19 protein-coding genes and 3 pseudogenes are annotated in these 22,053 nt (G+C 71.0%); 16 read left to right on the top strand and 6 right to left on the bottom strand.

Features of this window, described 5'->3' with window-relative positions; genetic code table 11:
- The first annotated feature begins 84 nt into the window (after positions 1-84).
- The 11 genes and pseudogenes from B079_RS31735 (at position 85) to B079_RS0111440 (ending at position 11,888) form a co-directional block, all read left to right on the top strand.
- Positions 85-1,014, top strand: coding sequence for a sugar phosphate isomerase/epimerase family protein (locus B079_RS31735; RefSeq protein WP_018545947.1), 930 nt, complete (start codon positions 85-87; stop codon positions 1,012-1,014).
- Positions 1,011-1,712 (top strand): EboA domain-containing protein, encoded by a 702-nt coding sequence (locus B079_RS0111485; protein ID WP_018545946.1) that lies wholly within the window; start codon positions 1,011-1,013, stop codon positions 1,710-1,712. The genes B079_RS31735 and B079_RS0111485 overlap by 4 nt, the downstream gene beginning before the upstream one ends.
- The gene (locus B079_RS0111480; RefSeq protein ID WP_018545945.1) at positions 1,712-2,608 is read left to right on the top strand and encodes a TatD family hydrolase; all 897 of its coding nucleotides are present in this window, start codon (positions 1,712-1,714) and stop codon (positions 2,606-2,608) included. The genes B079_RS0111485 and B079_RS0111480 overlap by 1 nt, the downstream gene beginning before the upstream one ends.
- Before the next feature lie 3 nt (positions 2,609-2,611).
- Complete coding sequence (eboE, locus tag B079_RS0111475) at positions 2,612-3,781, top strand: metabolite traffic protein EboE (RefSeq protein ID WP_018545944.1); 1,170 nt, start codon at positions 2,612-2,614, stop codon at positions 3,779-3,781.
- Positions 3,782-3,978: 197 nt separating this feature from the next.
- Positions 3,979-5,292, top strand: a complete 1,314-nt coding sequence (locus B079_RS0111470; protein ID WP_018545943.1) for an alkaline phosphatase family protein — start codon at positions 3,979-3,981, stop codon at positions 5,290-5,292.
- An 88-nt stretch (positions 5,293-5,380) separates the two neighbouring features.
- Positions 5,381-6,424 (top strand): sugar phosphate isomerase/epimerase family protein, encoded by a 1,044-nt coding sequence (locus B079_RS0111465; protein WP_026248583.1) that lies wholly within the window; start codon positions 5,381-5,383, stop codon positions 6,422-6,424.
- A gap of 173 nt (positions 6,425-6,597) precedes the next feature.
- Positions 6,598-7,176, top strand: coding sequence for a maleylpyruvate isomerase N-terminal domain-containing protein (locus B079_RS0111460; protein WP_086022371.1), 579 nt, complete (start codon positions 6,598-6,600; stop codon positions 7,174-7,176).
- Positions 7,177-7,264: 88 nt separating this feature from the next.
- Positions 7,265-7,495 (top strand): annotated as a pseudogene (locus B079_RS31730) (hypothetical protein); the annotation flags it as partial.
- 136 nt (positions 7,496-7,631) lie between these two features.
- A complete protein-coding gene (locus B079_RS0111450) occupies positions 7,632-9,839 on the top strand; it encodes a DUF262 domain-containing protein (protein WP_018545939.1) in 2,208 nt (735 codons plus the stop codon).
- A gap of 318 nt (positions 9,840-10,157) precedes the next feature.
- Positions 10,158-10,541, top strand: a complete 384-nt coding sequence (locus tag B079_RS0111445; RefSeq protein ID WP_018545938.1) for an SRPBCC family protein — start codon at positions 10,158-10,160, stop codon at positions 10,539-10,541.
- Positions 10,542-10,667: 126 nt separating this feature from the next.
- Positions 10,668-11,888: a hypothetical protein gene (locus B079_RS0111440; protein WP_018545937.1), complete on the top strand. Its 1,221-nt coding sequence runs from the start codon at positions 10,668-10,670 to the stop codon at positions 11,886-11,888.
- Positions 11,889-11,914: 26 nt separating this feature from the next.
- Here B079_RS0111440 and B079_RS31725 read toward each other — a convergent pair.
- Positions 11,915-12,376 (bottom strand): annotated as a pseudogene (locus B079_RS31725) (MerR family transcriptional regulator); the annotation flags it as partial.
- Positions 12,377-12,467: 91 nt separating this feature from the next.
- Between B079_RS31725 and B079_RS0111430 the strand changes: the two are divergent.
- Positions 12,468-13,970, top strand: coding sequence for an MFS transporter (locus tag B079_RS0111430; RefSeq protein WP_018545935.1), 1,503 nt, complete (start codon positions 12,468-12,470; stop codon positions 13,968-13,970).
- A gap of 8 nt (positions 13,971-13,978) precedes the next feature.
- Here B079_RS0111430 and B079_RS0111425 read toward each other — a convergent pair whose 3' ends face one another.
- The 3 genes from B079_RS0111425 to B079_RS0111415 are packed head-to-tail and all read right to left on the bottom strand — an operon-like array spanning position 13,979 to position 16,939.
- Complete coding sequence (locus B079_RS0111425) at positions 13,979-14,236, bottom strand: hypothetical protein (protein WP_018545934.1); 258 nt, start codon at positions 14,234-14,236, stop codon at positions 13,979-13,981.
- Between the two features lie 17 nt (positions 14,237-14,253).
- On the bottom strand, positions 14,254-15,267 hold the full coding sequence (locus B079_RS0111420; protein ID WP_018545933.1) for an amidohydrolase family protein: 1,014 nt from the start codon (positions 15,265-15,267) through the stop codon (positions 14,254-14,256).
- 49 nt (positions 15,268-15,316) lie between these two features.
- A complete protein-coding gene (locus tag B079_RS0111415; protein ID WP_026248582.1) occupies positions 15,317-16,939 on the bottom strand; it encodes an FAD-dependent oxidoreductase in 1,623 nt (540 codons plus the stop codon).
- Between the two features lie 310 nt (positions 16,940-17,249).
- Between B079_RS0111415 and B079_RS0111410 the strand changes: the two genes are divergently transcribed.
- Entirely contained in the window at positions 17,250-18,554 is a 1,305-nt protein-coding gene (locus tag B079_RS0111410) for a cytochrome P450 family protein (protein ID WP_018545931.1), read from the top strand.
- A 52-nt stretch (positions 18,555-18,606) separates the two neighbouring features.
- Here the strand turns inward: B079_RS0111410 and B079_RS35165 are convergent, their stop codons facing one another.
- Positions 18,607-18,903 carry a glycoside hydrolase family 2 protein gene (locus B079_RS35165; RefSeq protein WP_018545930.1) on the bottom strand — a complete coding sequence of 99 codons (297 nt, stop codon included), beginning with the start codon at positions 18,901-18,903 and terminating at the stop codon, positions 18,607-18,609.
- On the opposite strand from B079_RS35165, the pseudogene B079_RS33855 reads away from it, so the two are divergent.
- A pseudogene (locus tag B079_RS33855) lies at positions 18,791-19,309 on the top strand (PfkB family carbohydrate kinase); the annotation flags it as partial. The gene B079_RS35165 and the pseudogene B079_RS33855 overlap by 113 nt on opposite strands.
- 210 nt (positions 19,310-19,519) lie before the next feature.
- Here the strand turns inward: B079_RS33855 and B079_RS0111400 are convergent.
- Positions 19,520-20,290 carry a glucose 1-dehydrogenase gene (locus B079_RS0111400; protein WP_018545929.1) on the bottom strand — a complete coding sequence of 257 codons (771 nt, stop codon included), beginning with the start codon at positions 20,288-20,290 and terminating at the stop codon, positions 19,520-19,522.
- A 351-nt stretch (positions 20,291-20,641) separates the two neighbouring features.
- On the opposite strand from B079_RS0111400, the gene B079_RS0111395 reads away from it, so the two are divergent.
- Together B079_RS0111395 and B079_RS33850 are read left to right on the top strand one after the other, a co-directional pair.
- Positions 20,642-21,205, top strand: a complete 564-nt coding sequence (locus B079_RS0111395; protein WP_018545928.1) for a cysteine hydrolase family protein — start codon at positions 20,642-20,644, stop codon at positions 21,203-21,205.
- A 423-nt stretch (positions 21,206-21,628) separates the two neighbouring features.
- On the top strand, positions 21,629-22,053 hold a 425-nt coding region (locus tag B079_RS33850; RefSeq protein ID WP_037801511.1), incomplete at its 3' end, for a hypothetical protein.

The raw sequence follows: 22,053 nt of genomic DNA, 5'->3' as shown, positions 1-22,053 counted from the left end.
CAGTCGTCTTGCCGGCCTCGGACCGGTCACCGAGTCTCCGGCGGCCCCGCCGACCGCCCGCATCGCCAAGAAGGTGAGCGTCACATGACCTCCGCGACCCGGCCCCGCACCGGCGACCAGCGCCCCGCCGCTTCCACCACCCTCCGCTTCGGCTACGGCACCAACGGCCTCGCCGACCTCCGTCTCGAAGACGCCCTCGCCCTCCTCTCCGACCTCGGCTACGACGGCGTCGGCCTGACCCTCGATCACATGCATCTCGACCCGCTCGCCCCGGACCTCGCCGCCCGCACCCGGCGGGTCGCCCACCGTCTGGCCGCGCTCGGCCTGGAGGTCACCGTGGAGACGGGGGCCCGCTATGTGCTCGACCCGCGCCGTAAACACGGCCCCTCCCTCCTCGATCCCGACCCCGCCGACCGGGCCCGCCGCGCCGACCTGCTGATCCGCGCCGTCCAGGTCGCCGCCGACCTCGGCGCCCACGCCGTGCACTGCTTCAGCGGCACGCTCCCGCCCGGCACGGACGAGGACACGGCCTGGGACCGGCTGGCCGGGTCGCTCCCCCCGGTCCTGGAAGCCGCCACCGCCGCCGACATCCCCCTCGCCGTCGAACCCGAGCCCGGCCACCTGCTCGCCACCCTCGCCGATTTCCACCACCTCCGTCACGCTCTCGGCGACCCCGCTCACCTCGGTCTCACCCTCGACATCGGCCACTGCCAGTGCCTCGAACCCCTCTCTCCCGCCGACTGCGTCCGCGCCGCCGCGCCCTGGCTGCGCCACGTCCAGATCGAGGACATGCGGCGCGGGCGACACGAACACCTGCCCTTCGGGGACGGCGACATCGACTTCCCCGCCGTCCTCGCGGCCCTCGCCGCCACCCCCTACCGGGGCCTCACCGTGGTCGAACTGCCCCGCCACTCCCACGCCGGACCCCACTTCGCCGAGATCTCCCTGCCCTTCCTCAAGGCGGCAGCACCGGCCACCCGGCCCACCCCGTCCACGGAAGGGAGCAGTGCGTGACCCACCCCCACACGACTCCGGTGCCCGACAACACCTCCCTCGATCTCGACGCCAGCTCCGCGTCCCCGCTCCACGCCCTACGGACCCACCTCGCACAGCCCGCCCGCGACTGGCTGGACCGCGCCCTGGCCGAAGCCGCCAACCCTGCCGCCACCCAAGGCTCCCTCCCTGCCTGGGAGTTGCGCCTCGCGGAGGCCGGCCGACGCTGCGGCCCCACGTACGCGGACACCGCCCGCGTCCTCCTCCTGTACGCGGCGGCCCCCACCCCGGCCGACCTCGCCCGCCTCTACCACCGGGGCACCGCCGACGAACGCCGCGCCGTCCTGCACGCCCTGCCCGACCTCGTACCGGGCCCCGACGCCCTCCCTCTCGTCGAGGACGCGCTGCGCACCAACGACACCCGGCTCCTGGCCGCCGCCGTCGGTTCCTACGCCGCCCGCCATCTGGAGCCGCATCTGTGGCGGCATGCCGTCCTGAAGTGCCTGTTCACCGGCGTACCCGTCACCCATGTCGCCCAGCTCGCCGTACGCGCCCAGGGCGACGGTGAACTCGCCCGTATGCTCACCGACTTCGCCGCCGAGCGCACCGCCGCAGGGCGTCCCGTGCCCGAGGACCTGCACCACGTTCTGGCCCTGACCGAGCCCGGCCCGCCGCCGCACACCACGGACGACCGCGACCCCCACCGCAAGGAGTCCTGATGCGCCTCTTCGACCCCCACATCCACATGACCTCGCGCACCACCGACGACTACGAGGCCATGCGCGCCGCCGGTGTCCGTGCCGTGGTCGAGCCCTCCTTCTGGCTCGGCCAGCCCCGCACCTCCACCGCCTCCTTCCTGGACTACTTCGACTCCCTCCTCGGCTGGGAGCCCTTCCGCGCCGCCCAGCACGGCATCGCCCACCACTGCACCCTCGCTCTCAACCCCAAGGAGGCCAACGACCCCCGCTGCACCCCCGTCCTCGATGAACTGCCCCGCTATCTCGTCAAGGACCGGGTCGTCGCCGTCGGTGAGATCGGCTACGACTCGATGACCCCCGCCGAGGACACCGCGCTCGCCGCCCAGCTCCAGCTCGCCGCCGACCACGGCCTGCCCGCCCTCGTCCACACGCCGCACCGCGACAAGCTCACCGGTCTGCGCCGCACTCTCGACGCCGTCCGGGAGTCCGCGCTCGCCCCCGAACGCGTCCTGGTCGACCACCTCAACGAGACCACCGTCAAGGAGGCCAAGGACAGCGGTTGCTGGCTCGGCTTCTCCGTCTATCCCGACACCAAGATGGACGAGGAACGGATGGTCGCGATCCTCCGCTCCTACGGCCCCGAACAGGTCCTGGTCAACTCCGCCGCCGACTGGGGCAGAAGCGACCCCCTGAAGACCCGCAAAGTGGCCGACCTGATGCTGAAGGAGGGCTTCACCGAGGACGACGTCGACCGCGTCCTGTGGCGCAACCCCGTCGCCTTCTACGGCCTCAGCGGGCGGCTGGACCTGGCCGTCGCCACGACCGAGCCCACCCACGAGGGCAACTCCATCCTCCGCGGCGTCCCCCGCGACGCGGAGCCCGGCCACGCCGCCGCCGTACCCGCCGGGGAGGAGTGACCCGTGCGCTTCCGCCACCCCGACGGCTCTCTCGTCCACCTCGCCTACTGCACCAACGTCCACCCCGCCGAAACCCTCGACGCCGTCGTCGCCCAGCTGCGCGACCACTGCGAACCGGTCCGGCGCCGTCTGGGCCGCGACCGCCTCGGCATCGGCCTCTGGCTCGCCAAGGACGCCGCCCTCGCCCTGGAGAACGACCCCCATGCGGTCGGCGCCCTCCGCGCCGAACTCGACCGGCGCGGCCTGGAGGTCGTCACCCTCAACGGCTTCCCGTACGAGGGTTTCGGCTCCCAGCAGGTCAAGTACCGCGTCTACAAGCCCGACTGGGCCGATCCGGAACGGCTCCGCCACACCACCGCCCTCGCCCGCATCCTCGCCGGACTCCTCCCCGACGACATCGCCGAGGGCAGCATCTCCACCCTGCCGCTCGCCTGGCGGACCGTCGCCGATCCCGCCCGCATGGAGACGGCCCGCACCGCGCTGCGCACCCTCGGTGCACGTCTCGACGCCCTGGCGGAGATGACCGGCCGCTCTCTCCGCGTCGGTCTCGAACCCGAACCCGGCTGCGTCATCGAGACCACCGCCGACGCCCTCACCCCGCTCACCGACATCGCGCACGCCCGCATCGGCATCTGCGTCGACACCTGCCACCTCGCCACCTCCTTCGAAGATCCGCACACCGCCCTGGACGGCCTCGTCCGCGCCGGTGTCCCCCTCGTCAAATCCCAGCTCTCCGCCGCACTGCACGCCGAGCAGCCGCACCGCCCGGAGGTCCGCGAGGCGCTGGCCGCCTTCGCCGAGCCCCGCTTCCTGCACCAGACCCGCACCCTCACCGCGGCTGGCCGACACGGCACCGACGACCTCGGCGACGCCCTCCAGGACGGCTCCCTGCCCGACACCGCACCGTGGCGCACCCACGTCCACGTCCCCCTGCACGCGGCCCCCGCCGCGCCCCTCACCTCCACCCTTCCCGTCCTCAGCACCGCCCTGACCCGCCTCGTCGGCGGTCCGCACCCGCTCACCCGCCACCTGGAGGTCGAGACCTACACCTGGCAGGCCCTCCCCACCACGCTCAGGCCCCGCACCCGCGCCCAGCTCGCCGACGGCATCGCCGCCGAACTGGCCCTCGCCCGCGACCTGCTCACCGACCTTGGCCTGAAGGAGCTGCCGTGACCCACCGCCCGGCACTCTCACCAGAGCCCGGGACTCACCGCCCGGCACCCTCACCGGGGTCCGAGACTCACCGCCCCGCAACCCCGCCCGAGCCCGCGCCCCACCCAGCAACGCCGCCGCCACAGTCCGCGTCCGGCCGCCCCACCCCCCTGCTCGTCCTGGACGTCGTCGGCCTCACCCCCCGTCTCCTTCAGCACATGCCCCGCCTCCGCGAACTCGCCGCCCAGGGCTCCCGCGCCCACCTCGGCACCGTCCTGCCCGCCGTCACCTGCGCCGCCCAGTCCACCTTCCTGACCGGCGTCATGCCCTCCGAGCACGGCATCGTCGGCAACGGCTGGTACTTCCGCGAGCTGGGCGACGTCCTGCTGTGGCGCCAGCACAACGGCCTGGTCGCGGGAGACAAGCTCTGGGACGCCGCCCGCCGGGTCCACCCCGGCTACACCGTGGCCAACATCTGCTGGTGGTACGCCATGGGCGCCGACACCGACTTCACCGTCACCCCCCGCCCCGTCTATTACGCCGACGGCCGTAAGGAACCCGACTGCTACACCCGCCCTCCCGATCTGCACGACGAACTCACCGCGGCATTCGGCACGTTCCCCCTCTTCCAGTTCTGGGGGCCCGGCGCGGGACTCGCCTCCAGCCGCTGGATCATCGACGCGACCCGCCACATCCAGCGCACCCGCCACCCCGACCTGACCCTCTGCTACCTCCCTCACCTCGACTACGACCTCCAGCGCTACGGCCCCGACGACCCGCGCTCTCTCACCGCAGCAGCCGACCTGGACGCCGCGCTCGCACCGCTCCTGGACGACGCCCACGCCGAAGGCCGTACCGTCGTCGCCCTCTCCGAGTACGGCATCAGCCGGGCCGACCGCCCCGTGGACATCAATCGCGCCCTGCGCCGTGCCGGGCTGCTGGAGGTGCACACGCAGGACGGCATGGAGTACCTGGACCCGATGGCGTCCCGTGCCTTCGCGGTCGCCGACCACCAGATCGCCCACGTCTACGTGCGCAAACCGGAGGACCTGGACGCCACCCGCGCGGCCCTCGCCGACCTGCCCGGCATCGCTCAACTGCTGGACGACGAGGGCAAGAAGGCCCACCACCTCGACCACCCGCGCTCCGGCGAACTCGTCGCCGTGGCGGAGCCGGACGCCTGGTTCACGTACTACTACTGGCTCGACGACGCCCGGGCACCCGACTTCGCACGGCTCGTGGAGATCCACCGCAAACCCGGCTACGACCCGGTCGAACTCTTCATGGACCCCCTCGACCCCTACGTCAAGGTCAAGGCCGCGGCAGCGCTCGCCCGCAAGAAGCTCGGCATGCGCTACCGGATGGCGGTCGTACCCCTGGACCCGTCACCTATTCGGGGCAGCCACGGGCGCCTTCCCGCGAGCGACGACGACGGTCCGCTCCTCATCTGCTCCACCCCCCGTGCCGTGGGCGACCGCCTCGCGGCCACCGATGTCAAACCACTCCTGCTCCGACTCGCAGGCCTCACCTGACGACCCGTCACCAGGTCCGTCCTGTGCACCTGGTCCCCAGTGAAGCACTCACCACTGACAACGCCCGCCCACACCCCGGAGTTCCCACATGAGCCGCATTTCCCGCAATGACCCCGAACTCGCCCACCGCCTCTCCAGAAGGGGCATGCTGGGCGTCGCCGCGGGCGCCACGGCCGCCGCGCTGCTGGGCGCCGCCGCAGGGCCCGCCTCGGCGTCGGCCCCCGCCCCGTCGGCGTCCACCACCGGCCGAGGCCGCCCCGTCCTCCCGCCCGGCCGCCTCGGCATCCAGCTCTACAGCCTGCGCGACAAGGTCGGCACCCTCGGCTTCGCGCCCGTCTTCGCCGAGCTGGAGAAGTACGGCTACGACGAGATCGAGTTCGCGGGCTACACCCAGGGCTCGGCCGGCCCCATCACCCTCGCCCGCCTCAAGCGCCTCGCCCGGGACCACGGCCTGACCCCGATCGGCAGTCACGTCGGCTACTACTCCGACGACCCGGGCGCCTACACCTTCGCCCAGAACCTCGACCAGGTCCTGGACGACGCCCAGGCCCTCGGCCTCAAGCACATCGGCACCGCCTCGGGCCCCTTCCGCTACGGCTCGACCGTCGACGCCTGGAAGCGCGCCGCCCAGGACTTCAACGCGTACGGCGCCGCGGCCAGGGCGCGCGGCATGAAGTTCTACCAGCACAACCACTCCGACGAGTTCGCCTTCGCCGCCGACGACCCCAAGGTCCGCCTCTACGACGTCCTGCTCGCCGAGACCGACCCCGACCTCGTGTACCTGGAGATGGACATCTACTGGGCCTACGCGGGCCAGTTCCGCTTCTCCCGGCGCCCCGACGGCACCCCCGCCCCCTTCGAACCCCTCGACTACGTCCTCGCCCACCCCCACCGCTACCCCCTCTTCCACGTCAAGGACGGCGTCAGCGATCCCTCGAACGAGTTCGGCTACCGCATGACCGACGTCGGCGACGGCGACATCGACTACCAGCGCTTCATCTCCGCCGTCACCCACCTCCGCGGCCAACGCCAGTCCCACCACTGGCAGACCGAACACGACAACCCCACCGACTCCTTCCGCTTCGCCCGCCGCTCCAGCGCGTACTTGCACTCCCTGCGCGAGAAGTGCTGACGCGGCCCATCGAACGGCCACTCGTCGGCAGGCCGGACGGCTACCGGGGCCCGGTGTCGTCCGGCCTGCCGATGGGACGTCGGACACCTCAACCAGCGGTTGCGAAGCGTAAGTTCAGACTGAGCCAGCCTGGCAGAGCCCAGCCGCACAGCATGCACCGCGAGGAGTCCCGCGTGAACCGTCAGGACGTCGACGCCGCCGTGGCAGAGATGCTGCGGATACTCGGCCCTCACACCGCCGAGGACTGGACGGTGCCGACGGGGCAGCTCGAATGGACCTGCTGGCAGACGGCGGCGCACGTCGGTCATGACCTGCTGGCCTACGCAGGGCAGCTGGCCGCCCAGCCCACCGACGCGTACCTTCCCTTCGATCTGAACGTCCGCCCCACCGCCTCACCGGCCGAGGTGCTTCAGGCCGTCACCGCCTGCGGTGGGCTCCTCAGCAGCGCGCTGGCCACCGCCGACCCGGCCTCGCGTGCCTGGCACTGGGGTCCGTGCGACCCCGAGGGGTTCGCGGCGATGGGCGTCGCCGAAACACTGCTGCACACGCACGACATCACGCAGGGGCTGTCCGTGGACCGGCTGCCACCAGCACCGCTGAGCGCGGCCGTACTCGACCGGCTCTTCCCCGACGCCCCGCCCGGAGACCCCAACCAGGTGCTTCTCTGGTGCACCGGTCGCGCGGATCTCGACGGCCGCCCTCGCCCCACCTCATGGAGGTGGGAAGCAGCCCGACCGGACCGACCGAGCTGACCCGGCGGAGCTTCCCGGTCACAGCACCGGGTCCGCTCCGGCGGATCATGACGGCATAGGTTGGAACGCATGCACGGCACGCTGACCGAGCGATGCGGACGCGATCCTGTCGATGTTGCGCGAACTGTGCCCGCACGTGGTCGACGGCCGTCTTCCGGTGTGGATTCGCAACCTCGCCTATCGGCTCGTGCTGCTGCAGAGCCCGGACGAGCCCGCTCTCTTGCGGGAGGCCGCGCAGAACCTCTCGTTGCACGGCCCGGACTGGGACGGCATCGCGGCCGAGTTGACCCGGCGAGCCGAAGAGCTGGAAGCCCGCTGACGAAACCAGCGGGCCTCCAACTCACCGACCCCGCACCTCACTCCTCGCCAATCCGACCTCCGCGCCGTCTGTACGCCACGACCCCCCATTGGCAGCATGACGGCGGGATACGGCGCGGCAGGTGAGGGGTGGGTGCATGGGGGCGGACGAGATCAGGTCTCAGGGGTTCAACCTGAACGAGCTGTTCCGGGATGTGACGTACGAGATCGACTACTACCAGCGTGACTACACATGGGGCGAGGAAGAAGTCCGTACGCTGCTGCGGGACTTGTGCGACTCGTTCCGGAACTGGTGGGGTGACTCGGCGTACCGGCGCCGCCCGCACACCGCGCCGGAGTACTTCCTCGGCCCCTTCGTCTACCACGAGCCGGAGAGAAACCGCCGCTTCCTCGTCGACGGCCAGCAGCGGTTCGTCACCCTGCATCTGCTCTTCCTGCAACTGAGGTTGTGGGCCAAGGAGGTCGGGGACTCTCACACGCTCGACCAGCTGAACCGCGTGATCACGCCCGACGGCAAGCACTTCAGTGTCGGCATCACCGACCACGACCCCGTCCTGCGCGCCATCAGCGAGGGCCGTAAGTACGAGACGGGGGCGGGGGATTCACTCTCCCGCCGCAACCTGTGGGCACGCGGCCGGCAGATGGAATCCCAGCTCGTGGAGGAACTCGACGCCGAGGAACTGAGCCACTTCACCGAGTGGCTTCTGAGGCGGGTGGTCCTGGTCGGCATCCGTGCGGCGGGCCGCGACCACGGCTACCGCATGTTCGAGACGATGAACGACCGAGGCGCCCGCCTCACCGCCGTCGACCTGCTCAAGAGCCACCTGCTGTCCAACGTCGGCGCGGGCGAGGAACAACTCAACACCCAGTGGCAGGAGATGCTGCGGGAACTCTCCACCGACCGCGACGATCCCCAGGCGGCCTCCCGCTTCATCAAGGCCTACCTCCTCGCCCGCTGCGCACGCGAGGGCGACGCCGACGACCGCCGCCAGATCACCACCAACCTCAACGTGTGGGTGCGCCACAACGCCGAGCACCTCGGTCTGATCGCCGGCCGCCCCGACCGCTTCCTCGAGTTCGTCCAGGACCTCCTGGACTCGGCCCGCGCCTACCGGCCCTTCCTCGCTGCCACCCGCACGCTGAAGACGGACGGTGACCGCCTGGAGACGGTGCTCTTCAACGAACGCAACGGGCTCGGCGTCCAATCCGTCGCCGTCCTCGCGGCCATCGACCCCGACGACCAGCCCACCCCTGCCAAGGACAAAGCCCGCCTGGTCGCCGCGTACATCGACCGCTGGTACGCCCTGCGCATCCTCCAGGATCTGCCCGTCCAGTCCGCCGACGCCGACGCCCTGGTCCACACCGAACTCGTCCCCCTCCTGCGGAAATGCCGCACCGTGGACGACGTCGCGTCCGCGCTGGCCGGTCTCGTCACGGACGACGGGGGAGCGATACGCGACGCGGTCACCCTGGGCCTGCGGGGGAACAACGCCCACCAGATCCGTTACCTGCTCGCCCGGGCCACCGCCTACGTCGAAGAGGAATGCCGACGGCCGTACGACGTGCTCGACTTCCTCGACCGGGACAAGTTCCACATCGAGCACCTGTGGGCCAACCACCATCACCGGGTGCGCCAGGAGATACCCGACAAGGTCGTCTTCCGCAGCCTGCGCAACCAACTCGGCGGACTCGGGCTGCTGCTGGGACGCGAGAACTCCAGCCTCAACGACCTGCCCCTCAGCGAGAAGACCGTCTTCTACGCCCGCGGCAACACCCTGCTGGGCATCATGGCCCCCAAGTACGACCTCCGGAACCCGGTGCTGCGCGAGTTCATCAGGACCCACCAACTCGACAAGCTGCTGAGGCCGTTCGGCGCGGGGGAGACCATGACCTCGGTCATCCAGACCCGCCAGGACCTCTACCTGCGGCTGTTCGAACGCATCTGGGATCCCAGGCGACTTGGCCTGCCCGTCCCCACGCCACCCGCGCCGAACGGCACCGCACCATCCGCTCCCGCACCCCAGCCCCGGCGCAGACCGGCCACGCGAGGGCGCCGCACGCAGGTCGCCCAGATGGTCCAGGCACAGGTCCTCCAAGCCGGTACCCGGATCGTTCTCACCTACCGCTCCACCGAGCACTGGGCCACCATCGACGAACACGGAGGCATCATCCTCGCGGCGACCGGCGGCACCCCCTACGGCCGCGTCGACGAAGCCGGAGCCGTCGCCCGGGGCACCAAGACCTGCCAGGGCATGACCGAATGGCACGTCGAGGACGAGACCGGCGCGCGCGTCAGCCTGAGAACCGTGCGCGATCGAGCGGTCGACGCCGGACTCCTGCGGTAAGGGGGAGGAACGCCGGTCAGGTCGTCGGCTGTGAGAAACCGCTTGAACGACGGCCGTGGGTTGATCTGGCACCCGGGCACCTCTCCTGGGACGACGTGGATCCCGCCCGTCCAGGCGACGCCCGCGCAGGCCACGTACGCCACGAAGAAGGCGACAGGGCCACCCGCCCCGCCGAAGCGGTCGCCGCCTGGCAAGCGGCGGACTACCCGGGCGCAGCCCTGGCCACCCACCTCCTGGCCCCGGCCCACTGCGCCCGCTCGCCGAGCACCCCCGCGCCGAGCGCCGTAGATTGGGCCCGACACCGCTGGGAGGTCGGACATGCGGCACCTTGTCACGGTCGCGGGCCCCGCGGCGCCCGATGTGGTCTGGGAGCGGTATGCGCGCTACGACCGCTGGGCCCACTGGGCACCCCATCTGCGCGCCGTCGAGACGCAGGGTGAGGTCATCCGGCCGGGCGCCCGGGGCGTGGTGCAGGTCGCGGGTCTCCTGCGTGGCCGGTTCACGGTCACGGAGGTCGACCGGTCGAAGGGCAGCTGGACCTGGCAGCTGGTCTTCCTGGGCATCCCCGTACAGGTGGCCCACACGATGTCGCCGCACGGCACGGGCACCCGAGTCGCCGTAGAACTGACGGCCGCCTGCCCGGTTCCCCTGCTGTACGCCCCCATGGTCCACTGGGCACTCCACCGGCTCACCCGCGTCTGACCGAGCGGCAGGGGGCAGGACCGTGGACCGTCGAACAAGGCCGACCGCACGGCCCGGACACCTCCTCTCTACCCTTGATGATCGACGCGGCAGCCGCCGCGAGCGAGACCGACGGGGGAGAGCACGATGGGTGCGGCCTGGCGCCGACTGGTACTGACGACGGCCGTGGGCGGGATCGGGCTGAGCCTGTACGCGGGCCGGCTGACCGTCGACGACATCCGCGACCGGGCCGCCAGCGAGCGCGCCGTCGCCGAGGCATGCGACCACCTGGTGTCAGGGGCCCAGGTGATGGATCTCCAGGGCGGCACGGTCCGAGCGGAATCCGACGACCACGAGCAGTACTGGCTCGACGTACGGCAACTGCCCAGCGCCTGCACCGTCTACAAGGTGACCGGCTCGCACAAGTCCTCCGAGCTGTTCCGGCTGATCGTCAGGAGCAGCGACGACCCCGAGGCCATGAACACCATCGGCGACCGGCGTGCTCCCTTCTCCTCCTACGACGGATACCGCCCGAAAGCCGATGTCACCGCGGTCGCCGACATCGACCCCGAGGAGTGGCCGCTGGGCGACGGCACCCTGGGCTCGTACACGAACTTCCGCACCGCGGTACGTGCCGAGTGCGGCCCCGGCAGCGGAAAGGAGGCCCCAAGTCTGCTGAGGGTCACCGCCGTTGCCCGGTACGGGAAGGTCTCCGCCGAGGACCGGAAGCGCCTGGCCCGCATCGCGCGCTCGGCCATGCGGCAGCTCACCCACCGGGTCGGCTGCCGGACCCGACTCCCGGCTCTGCCCGACCGGATGCCCGCCGTCCCCTCCGCGTTGAGCCCGGCCACCGCAGCCACCGGTTCCTGCCGCTGGGCCGGACGGCTGATCAAGGAACAGGGGCAGCGGCGACTGCCCGACCGTGCCCTGGCGACCCCCGCCCGTGACGCGAACCCGGTGGAGAGCTGCCTGCTGGCGGTCGGCCCCGACCGAGTCCGCGCCATCGCGGGCGGCCTGGACGGCGATCAGCGCGAGTACGCCGAGAGCGCGCTCACCCATTCGCCCTGGTGGCTGCGCACGGTGTCCTACGCCGGTTCCGAGACGAAGTCCGTGGCCGTGGACTCCTTCGGCGACGAGGTGAAGATCAGGGCGGGCACGGCGGGCGGCAAGGACGGCACCTGGTGGGCATCCTCGGTCTGTGACGGCAAGCCCGCCCTGCACACCCTGACCACCGCCCAGCCCTACGACGACATCCTCGGCCGCAAGGCGGTCGACTCCCTCTTCCGCGCCTACGTCGACGACATCACCACCCGACGCGGCTGCACGCACGTCACGTACCCCGCCGTCAAGGACTTCCGCGACTTGTGACCGCCACGGCCGCCACGCGACCCCCACTACCGCTCCACTCGGACGCGGACGGCCTCAACGGCCCAGTCGAGCACCGGTGTCAGGCCCTGCGGGGCGGGCCAGCCGTTGATCACCGCGAGGAGCTGGACGTACCGGTCCCGGCGCGGATCGTTCACGCTCTCCAGCCGGGCCAGCAGCAGGCGCCGCAGCTCGGCGTCATCGGGCAGCTCGAGCGTCACCGAACGTCTGATCCCCGCGAACGCGGAACCGGTGCCGAGACCGCCGAAGGCAGACTCGAGGAAGTCCCCGATCAGACGCCGACGTTCGTCCTCGGAGAGCTGCGCCAGCTTGTGCATGAGATCCGTCTCCTCGACAGTGAGCCCGCGCTCGGCCACCGCCGTCAGCACCGCGTGCCGCAGCCGCAGGACGCGAATCCGTACGGCCAGGGCCTCGGCGTGGGCGGCGGCGACCTCGGGAAGCGAGAGTTCCCGGCCCACGACCAGCCGGACGAGGAGATGTGACGGCTGAGGGGCGTGACCCAGCCACGACATCCCGCCTCCCTTCCCCGCCCGTACGACCGCGCACGCATAGCGTGATCACATGACCACAGAAACGGACAAGCCCGCTCTCGACGACCGGCGGTGGAAAGCGCTCGGGGTCTGTCTGACCGCGGGCTTCATCTCGCTGCTCGACGTCTCGATCGTGAATGTGGCGCTGCCTTCCATGGAGCGCGGGCTCGGCGCCTCCGAAGCCACCCAGTCCTGGGTGGTGTCCGGGTACGCCCTCGCCTTCGGCCTCGCGCTCGCGCCCGCAGGACGGCTGGGCGACCTGCGGGGACGCCGCCAGGCGCTGCTGATCGGCCTCGCCGTGTTCACGGCCGCGTCGATCGGCTGCGGCCTCGCCCCGGGCCCCGCCTGGCTGGTGATGTTCCGGCTGCTCCAGGGCGCCGCCGCCGGTGTGGTCGCACCGCAGACCTCGGGCCTGATCCAGCAGATGTTCCAGGGCGCCGAACGGGCCCGGGCCTTCGGCTTCCACGGCAGCGTCATCGCCGTGTCCACCGCCGTCGGCCCGCTCGCGGGCGGACTGCTGCTCCACGCGTCCGGCACGGACGACGGCTGGCGCTGGGTGTTCTTCGTCAACGTGCCGATCGGGGTGGCCGCCCTCGTCGCCGGGCACCGGCTGCTGCCCCGCCTCCCGGTGCCGGGCGGCAGACGGGAGAAGTTCGACCCCGTCGGCGTACTGCTCCTCGGCACCGGTGTCCTCGCGCTGCTGCTCCCCCTGGTCCAGGAACAGCAGTGGCAGGGACGGGCGAAGTGGCTCCTGCTCCCGCTGGGCGCCCTGCTGCTGGGCGCCTTCTGGGCATGGGAGCGGAACCGGACCCGCGTGGGCGACGCCCCGCTGATCGACCTCGGCCTCTTCTCCCTGCGCTCCTTCACGCTCGGCACCCTGATCAGCCTCACCTTCTTCGGCGGGCTCACCACGATCTTCTTCGTACTGTCCCTGTTCCTGCAGAACTCCGTGGGCTACAGCCCCCTCGCCGCAGGAGTGACGATCCTCCCGTTCGCCGCCGCCTCGGCGATCGGCGCGGTCTTCGGAGGACGGCTGGTGATGCGCTACGGCCGCAGCCTGGTCGTCATCGGCCTGAGCGCCGTGATTCTGGGGCTGCTGGGCGTGGTGCTGGCCGTTCAGCTGGTGCCCGGCGAGCACGTCGGCTGGGCCATGGCACTGCCGCTGCTCATCGGCGGCACCGGCTCAGGCCTGACGGTCTCGCCCAACACCACCCTCACCCTCATGCTCGTACCGGTGCGACGGGCCGGTGCGGCGGGCGGCGTGATGCAGACCGGCCAGCGCATCGGCTCGTCCGTGGGCATCGCCGTGGTCGGCGCCGTGTACTTCGCACACCTCGCCAACCACGGCCGCGCCACGACGGCCCTCCAGTTCGGGATGCTCACCGCCGCCGCCATCGTCCTCCTCGCCCTCGTCCTGGCCGTGGCGGACCTGCGCGAGCGCCGGGCCCACCCGGGCGACGACGACCTCGCGGAGACCCCGTGGCCCGGCGTGGGGGAGAGCGGCGCGGGCGAGAAGGCGGGCCACGGGGCCTGAAGCGTCCGTCAGTTCTTCGAGGCGCGCGGCAGACTGCGCGCCGCCAGCAGAACCATCGAGATCTTCAGCGCGGTCGAGATGGTCAGGGCCTGGAGGAAGGGCATTCCCATGAGCCACAGCGCCACCATCATGACCGTGAGGACCAGCAGCACCGGGATCAGATGGGTCTTGCCGACCGCGGAACGCACCACACCGGTGAACGTCCGGGACGGCGCCACCGTACGGATCGCGTTCCCGCGGATCTCTTCTTCGTCGACGTGCGGCATTCTCTTTTCCTTCGTACTCAGGCGGGAGCGAGCGCGGGCAGCAGACGCAGGGCGTTCCCGCGGTTGATGTGGCCGCGTTCCCGCTCGCCGAGGGCGGGGTCCGCGTCCAGCGCGGGCGTGGTCACCTCGGTGACCACGCGCGTGGGGGTGGGCGGCCAGTCGCTGCCGTACAGGATCTGGGAGCAGCCCGCGGCGGCCAGCAGGGAGGGCGTGGCCGACGGCGACATCGGCGCGGCCGTGTCGTAGTAGAAGCGGTGCAGGTAGTCGCGCACGCGGCCGGGGTCGACGGCCGGTTCGAGCTGACGGCCGAAGACCTCGATCCGGCCCGCGATGTACGGCAGGTACCCGCCGCCGTGCGGCAGGATGAAGGTGAGCCGCGGGAAGCGGTCCAGCGTGCCGTTCATGATCAGGTTCAGGGCGGCACGCGTGGTGTCCATGAGGAAGTCGCACACGAACGGCGGTACGCCCCGGGGCGCGCCGGAGGTGTCCACCTGCATGGGGTGCGTGCTGATCACCGCGCCGCGCTCGTCGAGTTCCGCCATCAGCGGGTCGAGCGCGGGGTCGCCCAGGTACGTGTCGCCCGTGCTGGTGCGGGCGCTGACGCCCACGGCCCCCAGCTGGTCCATCCCGTGGGCGACCGACCAGCGGGAGAGGTCGGGGTCGTCCAGGAAGAGGGGCGTGAAGAAGGCGAAGCGGCCGGCGTGCCGGGCGGACAGGTCACCGGCGGCGTCGAGGGCGACCCGCGCGCTCTCCTTGCGCGCCGCCGCCTCCTTGAAGCGGCCCAGCATGGCGACGGTGAGGACGCTGGTGCGGGTGCCGGTGCGGTCCATCAGCTCCAGCGCGGCGCTCTCGTCCCACCGGGTCCACGGCGGGAGCTTGTCCGGGGCCACCACGCCGTTCTCCCCGGCCCACCGCACCCATTCGGGGGCGGTGTAGTGGTGGTGGACGTCTATTCGTTCGTGCCGGGCGTCGTCGCCGCCCGATGCGGTGCGGCGGCTTATGTCGCCCGGGGCCTGCAGATCGGTGGTCATGCGGAAGGGCTCCCTACGGTGGAAGGGTCCGGGGGCGTCTGAGAGCGGATCAGCGGCTGAGGACGTCGTCGAGAACCCGCGTCAGTTCGAGCGCGGGGTCCGCCGGGAGGTCCGTGGAGCGCCAGGCGACGATTCCGTCGGGGCGGACGAGCACCGCGCCCTCGGGGGTGACGCTGTGGACGGCGGCCCAGTCCGCGCCGCCGTCGCCGCCGGTGTCCGTGGTGTCGAGGTCGAACTCCAGGCCCGCGCCGACGCGGTAGGACACCAGCGGGACGCCGAGCCGGAGCGCCGCGGCCTCGGCGGCCGACGGCCACGGGCCGTCCGCGGTGCCGGAGAGCAGGACGAAGGACCGCTCGTACAGATCGACGGTCGACTTGATCTCCCCGTCGTGCACGACGGTCATGTGCGGGGCGCGGGTACCGGGGTCCGCGTCCAGGCGCAGTTCCTCCGGAATGGTCGGCGCCTCGGTGTCCGCGCCGGACACGGCCGTCGAGACGTAGCGGTAGCCGAGGGAGACGGTCATCAGGTCGGTGCTCTGTGCCGTGCTCTGCGCGGCCGCGTACCCGGGGTGCTCCTCGCGGGCCGCCTGCTCGATGGCCCGGGCGATCGTGGCCAGGGCGACCGGCCGACGCTCGTTCTCGTACGTGTCGAGCAGCCCCTCGCCCGCCCAGCCGCGCAGCACCGCGGTGATCTTCCAGGCCAGGTTGTGGGCGTCCTGGATGCCCGTGTTGGAGCCGAACGCGCCGGTGGGCGGCATCTCGTGGGCCGAGTCACCGATGAGGAAGACGCGCCCCTGCCGGTAGTGGTCGGCGACCCGGTCCGCCGCGTGCCACGGGGCCCGCCCGGTGACCTCGACGTCCAGGTCCCGCACGCCCGCGGCGGCCCGGATGTGGTCCGCGATGCGCGTGTCGGTGAAGGAGTCCAGCGTCTGGCCGCGCTCGGGGAACCACGGGATGTGGAAGACCCACTTCTCCTCGTTGTCGACGGGCAGCAGCACCCCGTCGCCCTCGGTGCCGTTCAGGTAGCAGACGAGGAAGCGCTGATCGTCCACCACCTCGCGCAGCAGCTTGCTGCGGAAGGTGACGCTCACGTTGTGGAACAGGTCGCCCTGGCCGCTCTGCCCGATGCCCAGGCGCTGGCGCACGGGGCTGCGCGGCCCGTCGGCCGCCAGCAGGTAGGCCGCGCGCTGCGTGTACGTCAGACCGCTCTCGCGGTCGCGCAGTTCGCACGTCACGCCGTCCGGTTCCTCGGTGAAGGAGACCAGCTCCGTACCGAAGCGCACGTCCCCGCCCAGGCGACGGGCATGGGCCAGCAGGACCGGCTCCAGGTCGTTCTGGCTGCACGCGCACCGCACGGTGGAGCACAGCCCCTTCTCGGGAGCCCCGCCGGTGAGCCGGGCCGAGAGCCATCTGCTGCTCTCACCGCCGGAGAGCCGGTCCGTCTGCAGGATGCCGTGATTGCCGGCCAGGCAGGACGCGGCCTGCCGGATGTCCGGCTCCAGTCCCGCGGTGCGGAACAGCTCCATGGTCCGCATGTTGTTCCCCCGGCCCCGGGGGTGTTCCGACGTGGCGGCCCGGCGCTCGGCGACCATGTGGCTGACGCCCAGTCTGCCCAGAAACACCGACGCGGACAGTCCGACCAGCGAACCGCCCACGATCAATACCGGCAGCATTCCTTCGTTTTCTTCGACTTCTGAGGCACGCTTGTCCACGGCCCGTCCTCCTCCAGTGACCCAGTGGTGGTTCGGGCAGCAATTCGAACTCGTGGCGGCCCTGCTTTCGAAACTGACATACGGCCACCGGGTCGGCAATCGAGCCTTCCCTCGGACGGCGCATTCGGCGTTTCCGTGTCCGTGCCGTGCCGCGAAGACCGGTCGGCGTCAGGGTGAATCGGGTTTTCCCCTTCCGCGTGGCGTCAATGCATTTCTGCGTTCCGGCATTCAGCCGCCTCGTGCCACTGCGGGAAGAGAAGAAGGACCGTCGATGACTCAGATGCAAGAGCAGGAGAACGCGGACGAGACTGCCCGGGCGATCGACGCGGCGTCGCGCGGTTGCCCCATGTACCGCGCCGACCCGCACCCTCTCTACCGGCATCTGCGGGAGAACGCGCCGGTGTCCCGGCTGACCCCGCCGCACGGCGTGGAGTCGTACCTGATCACCCGGTTCGAGGACGCGAAGGCGGCGCTGGCGGACCCCCGGATCAGCAAGGACATGTACGCGGCCATCGACGCCTACCGGTCCATCTTCGGCGACTCCTCCATCGCCCTGGACGACAACATGCTCTTCTCCGACCCGCCGAAGCATTCGCGGCTGCGCCGGATCGTGAGCAAGGCGTTCGTGCCGCGCCGTATCGAGGCCCTGCGTCCGCGGGTCCAGGAGATCACGGACGCGCTGCTGGAGAAGTGCGCCGCCCAGGACTCCGTCGACCTCCTGTCGGCGTTCGCCTTCCCGCTGCCCCTCCAGGTGATCTGTGAGCTGATCGGCGTTCCCGAGGAGGAGCGCGAGGAGGTCCAGCAGTGGTGCAGCGTCGTCGCGCGGACCGGCTTCAGCAAGAAGGACAAGGACAAGCTGCACGAGGCGGAGACCACGCTGCGGGAGTACTTCGAGGTCCTGATCGCCCGTAAGCGCAACGCCCCCGAGGACGACCTGCTGAGCGTCCTCATCCAGACGAAGGACGAGCAGGAGTCGCTGACGGACGGCGAGTTGCTGTCCACGCTGTGGGTGCTGCTGTTCGCGGGCCACAAGACGACGGCCTACCTGATCGGCAACGCCGTCTACACCCTCCTCATGCACCCCGACCAGCTCAAGCAGGTGATCGAGTCCCCGGACCTCCTCCCGAACGCCATCGAGGAGGTCATCCGCTACGAGGGCTCGGTCGAGAACGCGACCTTCCGCCACGCGCTGGAGGACATCACGGTCGCGGGCACGGTCATCCCGAAGGGCGCGCTGGTGCAGGTCGCCGTGACCTCGGCGAACCGGGACGAGTCGGTGTTCGAGAACCCCGACGTCTTCGACATCACCCGCCCGGGTGTGCAGAGCAACCACCTCGGCTTCGGCACGGGCCCGCATTACTGCCTCGGCGCCCCCCTGGCGAGAATGGAGATGCAGATCGCCCTGACCTCCCTCTTCGCCCGCTTCCCGAACCTCTCCCTGGAAACCCCGGACGACGAGGCACAGTGGCTGAAGGTGCCGTTCCCGGCGTTCCGGGGGCTGACGGAGCTGCGAGTGGCACTGGGCTCCTCCGAGGGTGCGGGCGAGCGGGTGGCCAGGGTCGCCGACAGGGTGTGAGGTAGCGGGCGCGGCGGCCAGGGCGACGACGCCCGTCGGCCGCCGCCCCCGGCTACGACCGTCCTGGATACGGCCGTCCCGTCACCTCCGGCACGTTGTAGCCCTCGGCCCGCAGCCCCGGTCGCGCCACCGCGGCGGAGCCGGGCCAGGACACGGTGACCGTCCGGGACTCGCCGGGCAGCAGCCAGAGGTAGTTGTCGTCGTACTCGGCGGGCAGCACCCGGTCGCCGGACCGCGTGTCCACCAGGGACAGGCGCACCATCGCGGCCACCGACGTACCCCGGTTGGTCATCTCGGCGGTCAGCTCGTGCCGCCCGTCGGACCGGCCGCGCGGGCCGGTGACCGCCACCGAGAGCCGGGTCCGCCGGGCCGTGTTCAGCGCCCGCAGGGCCCGCCCTTACGCGATCAGCTTCGACGTGAACCACCGCCCCGCTCTCTGGGCGAAGGGCATGGCCCCGGATGTTCTGCGGGCTCTCGCGGACCGGGCCGACATCGTCCTGGTCGGTCTGGACGAGGCCCAGGACCTGTGGGGCCCGGATCTCACCCCCACTGCGGTGCGTGACCTTCTCCCGGGCCCGCGGATCCTGGTCGTCAAGGACGGTTCCCGCGCGGCGACGGCGTTCACCACGTCGGAGACGGTCACGGTCCCGGCCCTGCGGGTCGCTGTGGTGGAGCCGGTGGGCGCGGGCGACGTCTTCGCGGCGGGTTTCCTCGCGGGGCTGCTGCGGGCTGATCCGGTGGACCGTGCGCTGCGCCTCGGGCACATCACGGCGGCGTCGGCCCTGAAGGTGACCTCAGACCGTGGTCCACTTCCGCCGCGCCACGGTGTCGAGCGGCTGCTTGCGTTCCGAACGGGGAGTGGGAGGTGTACGAGGAGACACCGATGTGGGGTGGCGAGGGCTGGTCGTAGCCGGGACCGTGCCTGGCGACATGAAGAGCTCGTCCCCGGTCGTCGGGGTCAGTCGTCAGCCGGCCGCCATGCCCGCGTCGACCGGCAGGGCCTGCCCGGTGACGTGGTTCGACATCTCGGAGGCCAGGTACAGGAACGTCTGGGCGACGTCCTGGGGGCTGATCAGCACACCGGTCGGGTGCAGCGTGGCCGCCTCTGGCTCGGTGAAGATGCCCGCGTTGATCGCCTGGTCGAGCAGGGCTGTGCGGACGACACCCGGGCACACGGCGTTGACGCGGATGCCCTGCCCGGCGTACTCGATGGCCGCGGTGCGTGTCAGCGCGATCACTCCGCCCTTGGCCGCCGAGTAGCCGGAGATGCCCAGCGGCAGGCCGACCAGCCCGGCGACGGACGCCATGTTGACGATCGTCCCGCTCCCGCCCTGGGCCAGCATCTGAGTGATTTCGGCCTTCATGGATAGCCAGACGCCCTTGAGGTTCACCGCCATCACCCTGTCCCACGCCTCTTCGGTGAGTTCGTGCAGCGCAGAGCCGCCCTGTTCCTCGATGCCCGCGTTGTTGACCGCGATGTCCAGTCGGCCGTACGCGGCAACGGTCGCCCGGACCGCCGCGTCGAGGTCCGCCCCCGAGGTGACATCGGCCCGGACGAACCGCGCCTCCCCGCCGCCCTCGCCGATCGCGGCGGCCGTCGCCTTCCCGCCGCCCTCGTCGATGTCGGCGATCACGACCCTGGCCCCCTGCGCGGCGAACAACCGCGCGATCGCCGCGCCGATACCCTGCGCCGCACCGGTGATGAGCGCACTCCTGCCCGCCAGCGACGAATCCACCCTGTGCCTTTCGACTCCTTGTCGGGTTGTCGGGAAGGAGAACCGGCAAACCGAACGCGCCGCCGCCCGGGGCGGCGTATTTCGCAAAGGCAACCCCGCTACTGACAGCCTGTTGCCACCAAGTCCGTTCCATGGCAACAGAGTTGAGACTCGCACGCAAGACACCGCCTTCCAGGCGCTCGCCGCGAACGGGCCGTGGCGGGGGAGGCGTTGCGTCGGTATCGAGCCCGTCGTGGGACGGGCGTACTGAGGTGCGACACTGACGAGGATCTCCCGAACCCCTGACCGCGGCTCGGTCGCTCCACCAGACTTGCCTTTGTTCTTACCCGTGCAGAAGGGACGGCGGCGAGTATGGCGAACAGCGCGCTTCTGGTGATGGACGTCCAACGGGACGTCGTCGCCATCGCCGACGACGGTTCCGGATATCTGCCCCGCTTGCGCAGGGCGATCGACGGAGCCCGGGCCGCCGGCATCCCCGTGATCTACGTGGTGATCGGATTACGTCCGGGTGACCCGGAAATCAGCCCCCGCAACAAGGTGATGGCAGACATCGTGCGGACCGGCCTGTTCACCGAGGGCGAGCCTGGTACCGGGATCCATGACGATGTCGCTCCCCAGCAAGGTGATGTCGTGGTGACCAAGCGGCGGGGGAGTGCTTTCTCGGGCAGTGACCTGGACCTGGTGCTCAGGGCCCGCGGCATCGACAGTCTCGTTCTCACCGGTATCGCGACCAGCGCGGTGGTGCTGTCCACGCTGTGGCGTGCCGTCGACCTGGACTTCGGTCTCACGGTTCTGGCGGACGCCTGTCTGGACACCGACCCTGAGGTGCACCGGTTCCTCGTCGAGAGGCTGTTCCCGCAGTGGGCGGAGGTCGTGACCGTCGAGGACTGGGTCAGGGCCGTCGCCCCGCGATAGCGGGGGGGGCTCGTACGCGGGGCAATTTGGCCCGGCGGTGTTCCTTGTCCTGGGCGGTCCGGCTGGCTTCGCTGTGCAAGCGGTTGCGTGCGCTCTGTTGGTGTGGCGGTGATGGTGGTCATAGGGGGTGGGTCACGTCCTATGGCGGGTCGTAGACGGGCTCGTGTTCTGAGCTGGACCGTAACCCTCAGATCGGTACATTTCGGACATTTCTCCGCTTGGGGGTAGTAGGTCACATGCTTGCGCTGGGCTTTGTCCGGCTTTAATCATGTTTGTCGTTGCCGGAGCAGCGGGCCGACCGGGTGTTGATTCCCGGAGTGCCTGTTCTTGCTTTTCCGGCGGCTGCGGGGCCTCGCCCCGGCGCCCACGGGTTGTCGGCCGGTCCTGGCTGGTTGCCTTAACGACGTCTTTTGGAGAGACCCCTTGTCTACGATTTTTGCTACCCCCCGTTCTGCCCGCCTGCGTAACCTCGTTCTGACCGGCCTCGCCACCGCGGGTGCCGCAGCCGGCGCGGTGACGATGATGCCGTCCTCGGCGTCGGCGGCCGAGATGCCGCAGACCGCCCACCACGCTGCCGCGGTGTCTCACACCGCTTCGGCTGCGTCGGGGAACCTGGACGGCTGGATCAAGCAGTCGCTGGCCATCATGAAGGCCAAGGGCATCCCGGGCAGCTACGACGGCCTGAAGCGCAACATCATGCGCGAGTCCGGCGGCAACCCCAACGCGCAGAACAACTGGGACGTCAACGCGCGCAACGGCATCCCCTCGAAGGGCCTGCTGCAGGTGATCGACCCGACGTTCAACGCCTACCACGTGGCCGGCACCGCCCACAGCGTGACCGACCCGGT

Source organism: Streptomyces sp. LaPpAH-108 (assembly GCF_000373625.1).
GTDB lineage: Bacteria > Actinomycetota > Actinomycetes > Streptomycetales > Streptomycetaceae > Streptomyces.
The sequence above is the reverse complement of the archived record's forward strand: the minus strand, read 5'-3'. Positions and strand labels throughout refer to the sequence as shown.

Coding starts and splice junctions, on each gene's coding strand:
- B079_RS0111465 (WP_026248583.1), top strand. CDS start 5,381: ATGAGCCGCATTTCCCGCAATGACCCCGAACTCGCCCACCGCCTCTCC.
- B079_RS0111395 (WP_018545928.1), top strand. CDS start 20,642: ATGGCGAACAGCGCGCTTCTGGTGATGGACGTCCAACGGGACGTCGTC.
- B079_RS0111415 (WP_026248582.1), bottom strand. CDS start 16,939: ATGCTGCCGGTATTGATCGTGGGCGGTTCGCTGGTCGGACTGTCCGCG.
- B079_RS0111480 (WP_018545945.1), top strand. CDS start 1,712: ATGCGCCTCTTCGACCCCCACATCCACATGACCTCGCGCACCACCGAC.
- B079_RS0111410 (WP_018545931.1), top strand. CDS start 17,250: ATGACTCAGATGCAAGAGCAGGAGAACGCGGACGAGACTGCCCGGGCG.
- B079_RS31735 (WP_018545947.1), top strand. CDS start 85: ATGACCTCCGCGACCCGGCCCCGCACCGGCGACCAGCGCCCCGCCGCT.
- B079_RS0111425 (WP_018545934.1), bottom strand. CDS start 14,236: ATGCCGCACGTCGACGAAGAAGAGATCCGCGGGAACGCGATCCGTACG.
- B079_RS0111430 (WP_018545935.1), top strand. CDS start 12,468: ATGACCACAGAAACGGACAAGCCCGCTCTCGACGACCGGCGGTGGAAA.
- B079_RS0111420 (WP_018545933.1), bottom strand. CDS start 15,267: ATGACCACCGATCTGCAGGCCCCGGGCGACATAAGCCGCCGCACCGCA.
- B079_RS0111450 (WP_018545939.1), top strand. CDS start 7,632: ATGGGGGCGGACGAGATCAGGTCTCAGGGGTTCAACCTGAACGAGCTG.
- B079_RS0111440 (WP_018545937.1), top strand. CDS start 10,668: ATGGGTGCGGCCTGGCGCCGACTGGTACTGACGACGGCCGTGGGCGGG.
- B079_RS0111470 (WP_018545943.1), top strand. CDS start 3,979: ATGCCCCGCCTCCGCGAACTCGCCGCCCAGGGCTCCCGCGCCCACCTC.
- B079_RS0111445 (WP_018545938.1), top strand. CDS start 10,158: ATGCGGCACCTTGTCACGGTCGCGGGCCCCGCGGCGCCCGATGTGGTC.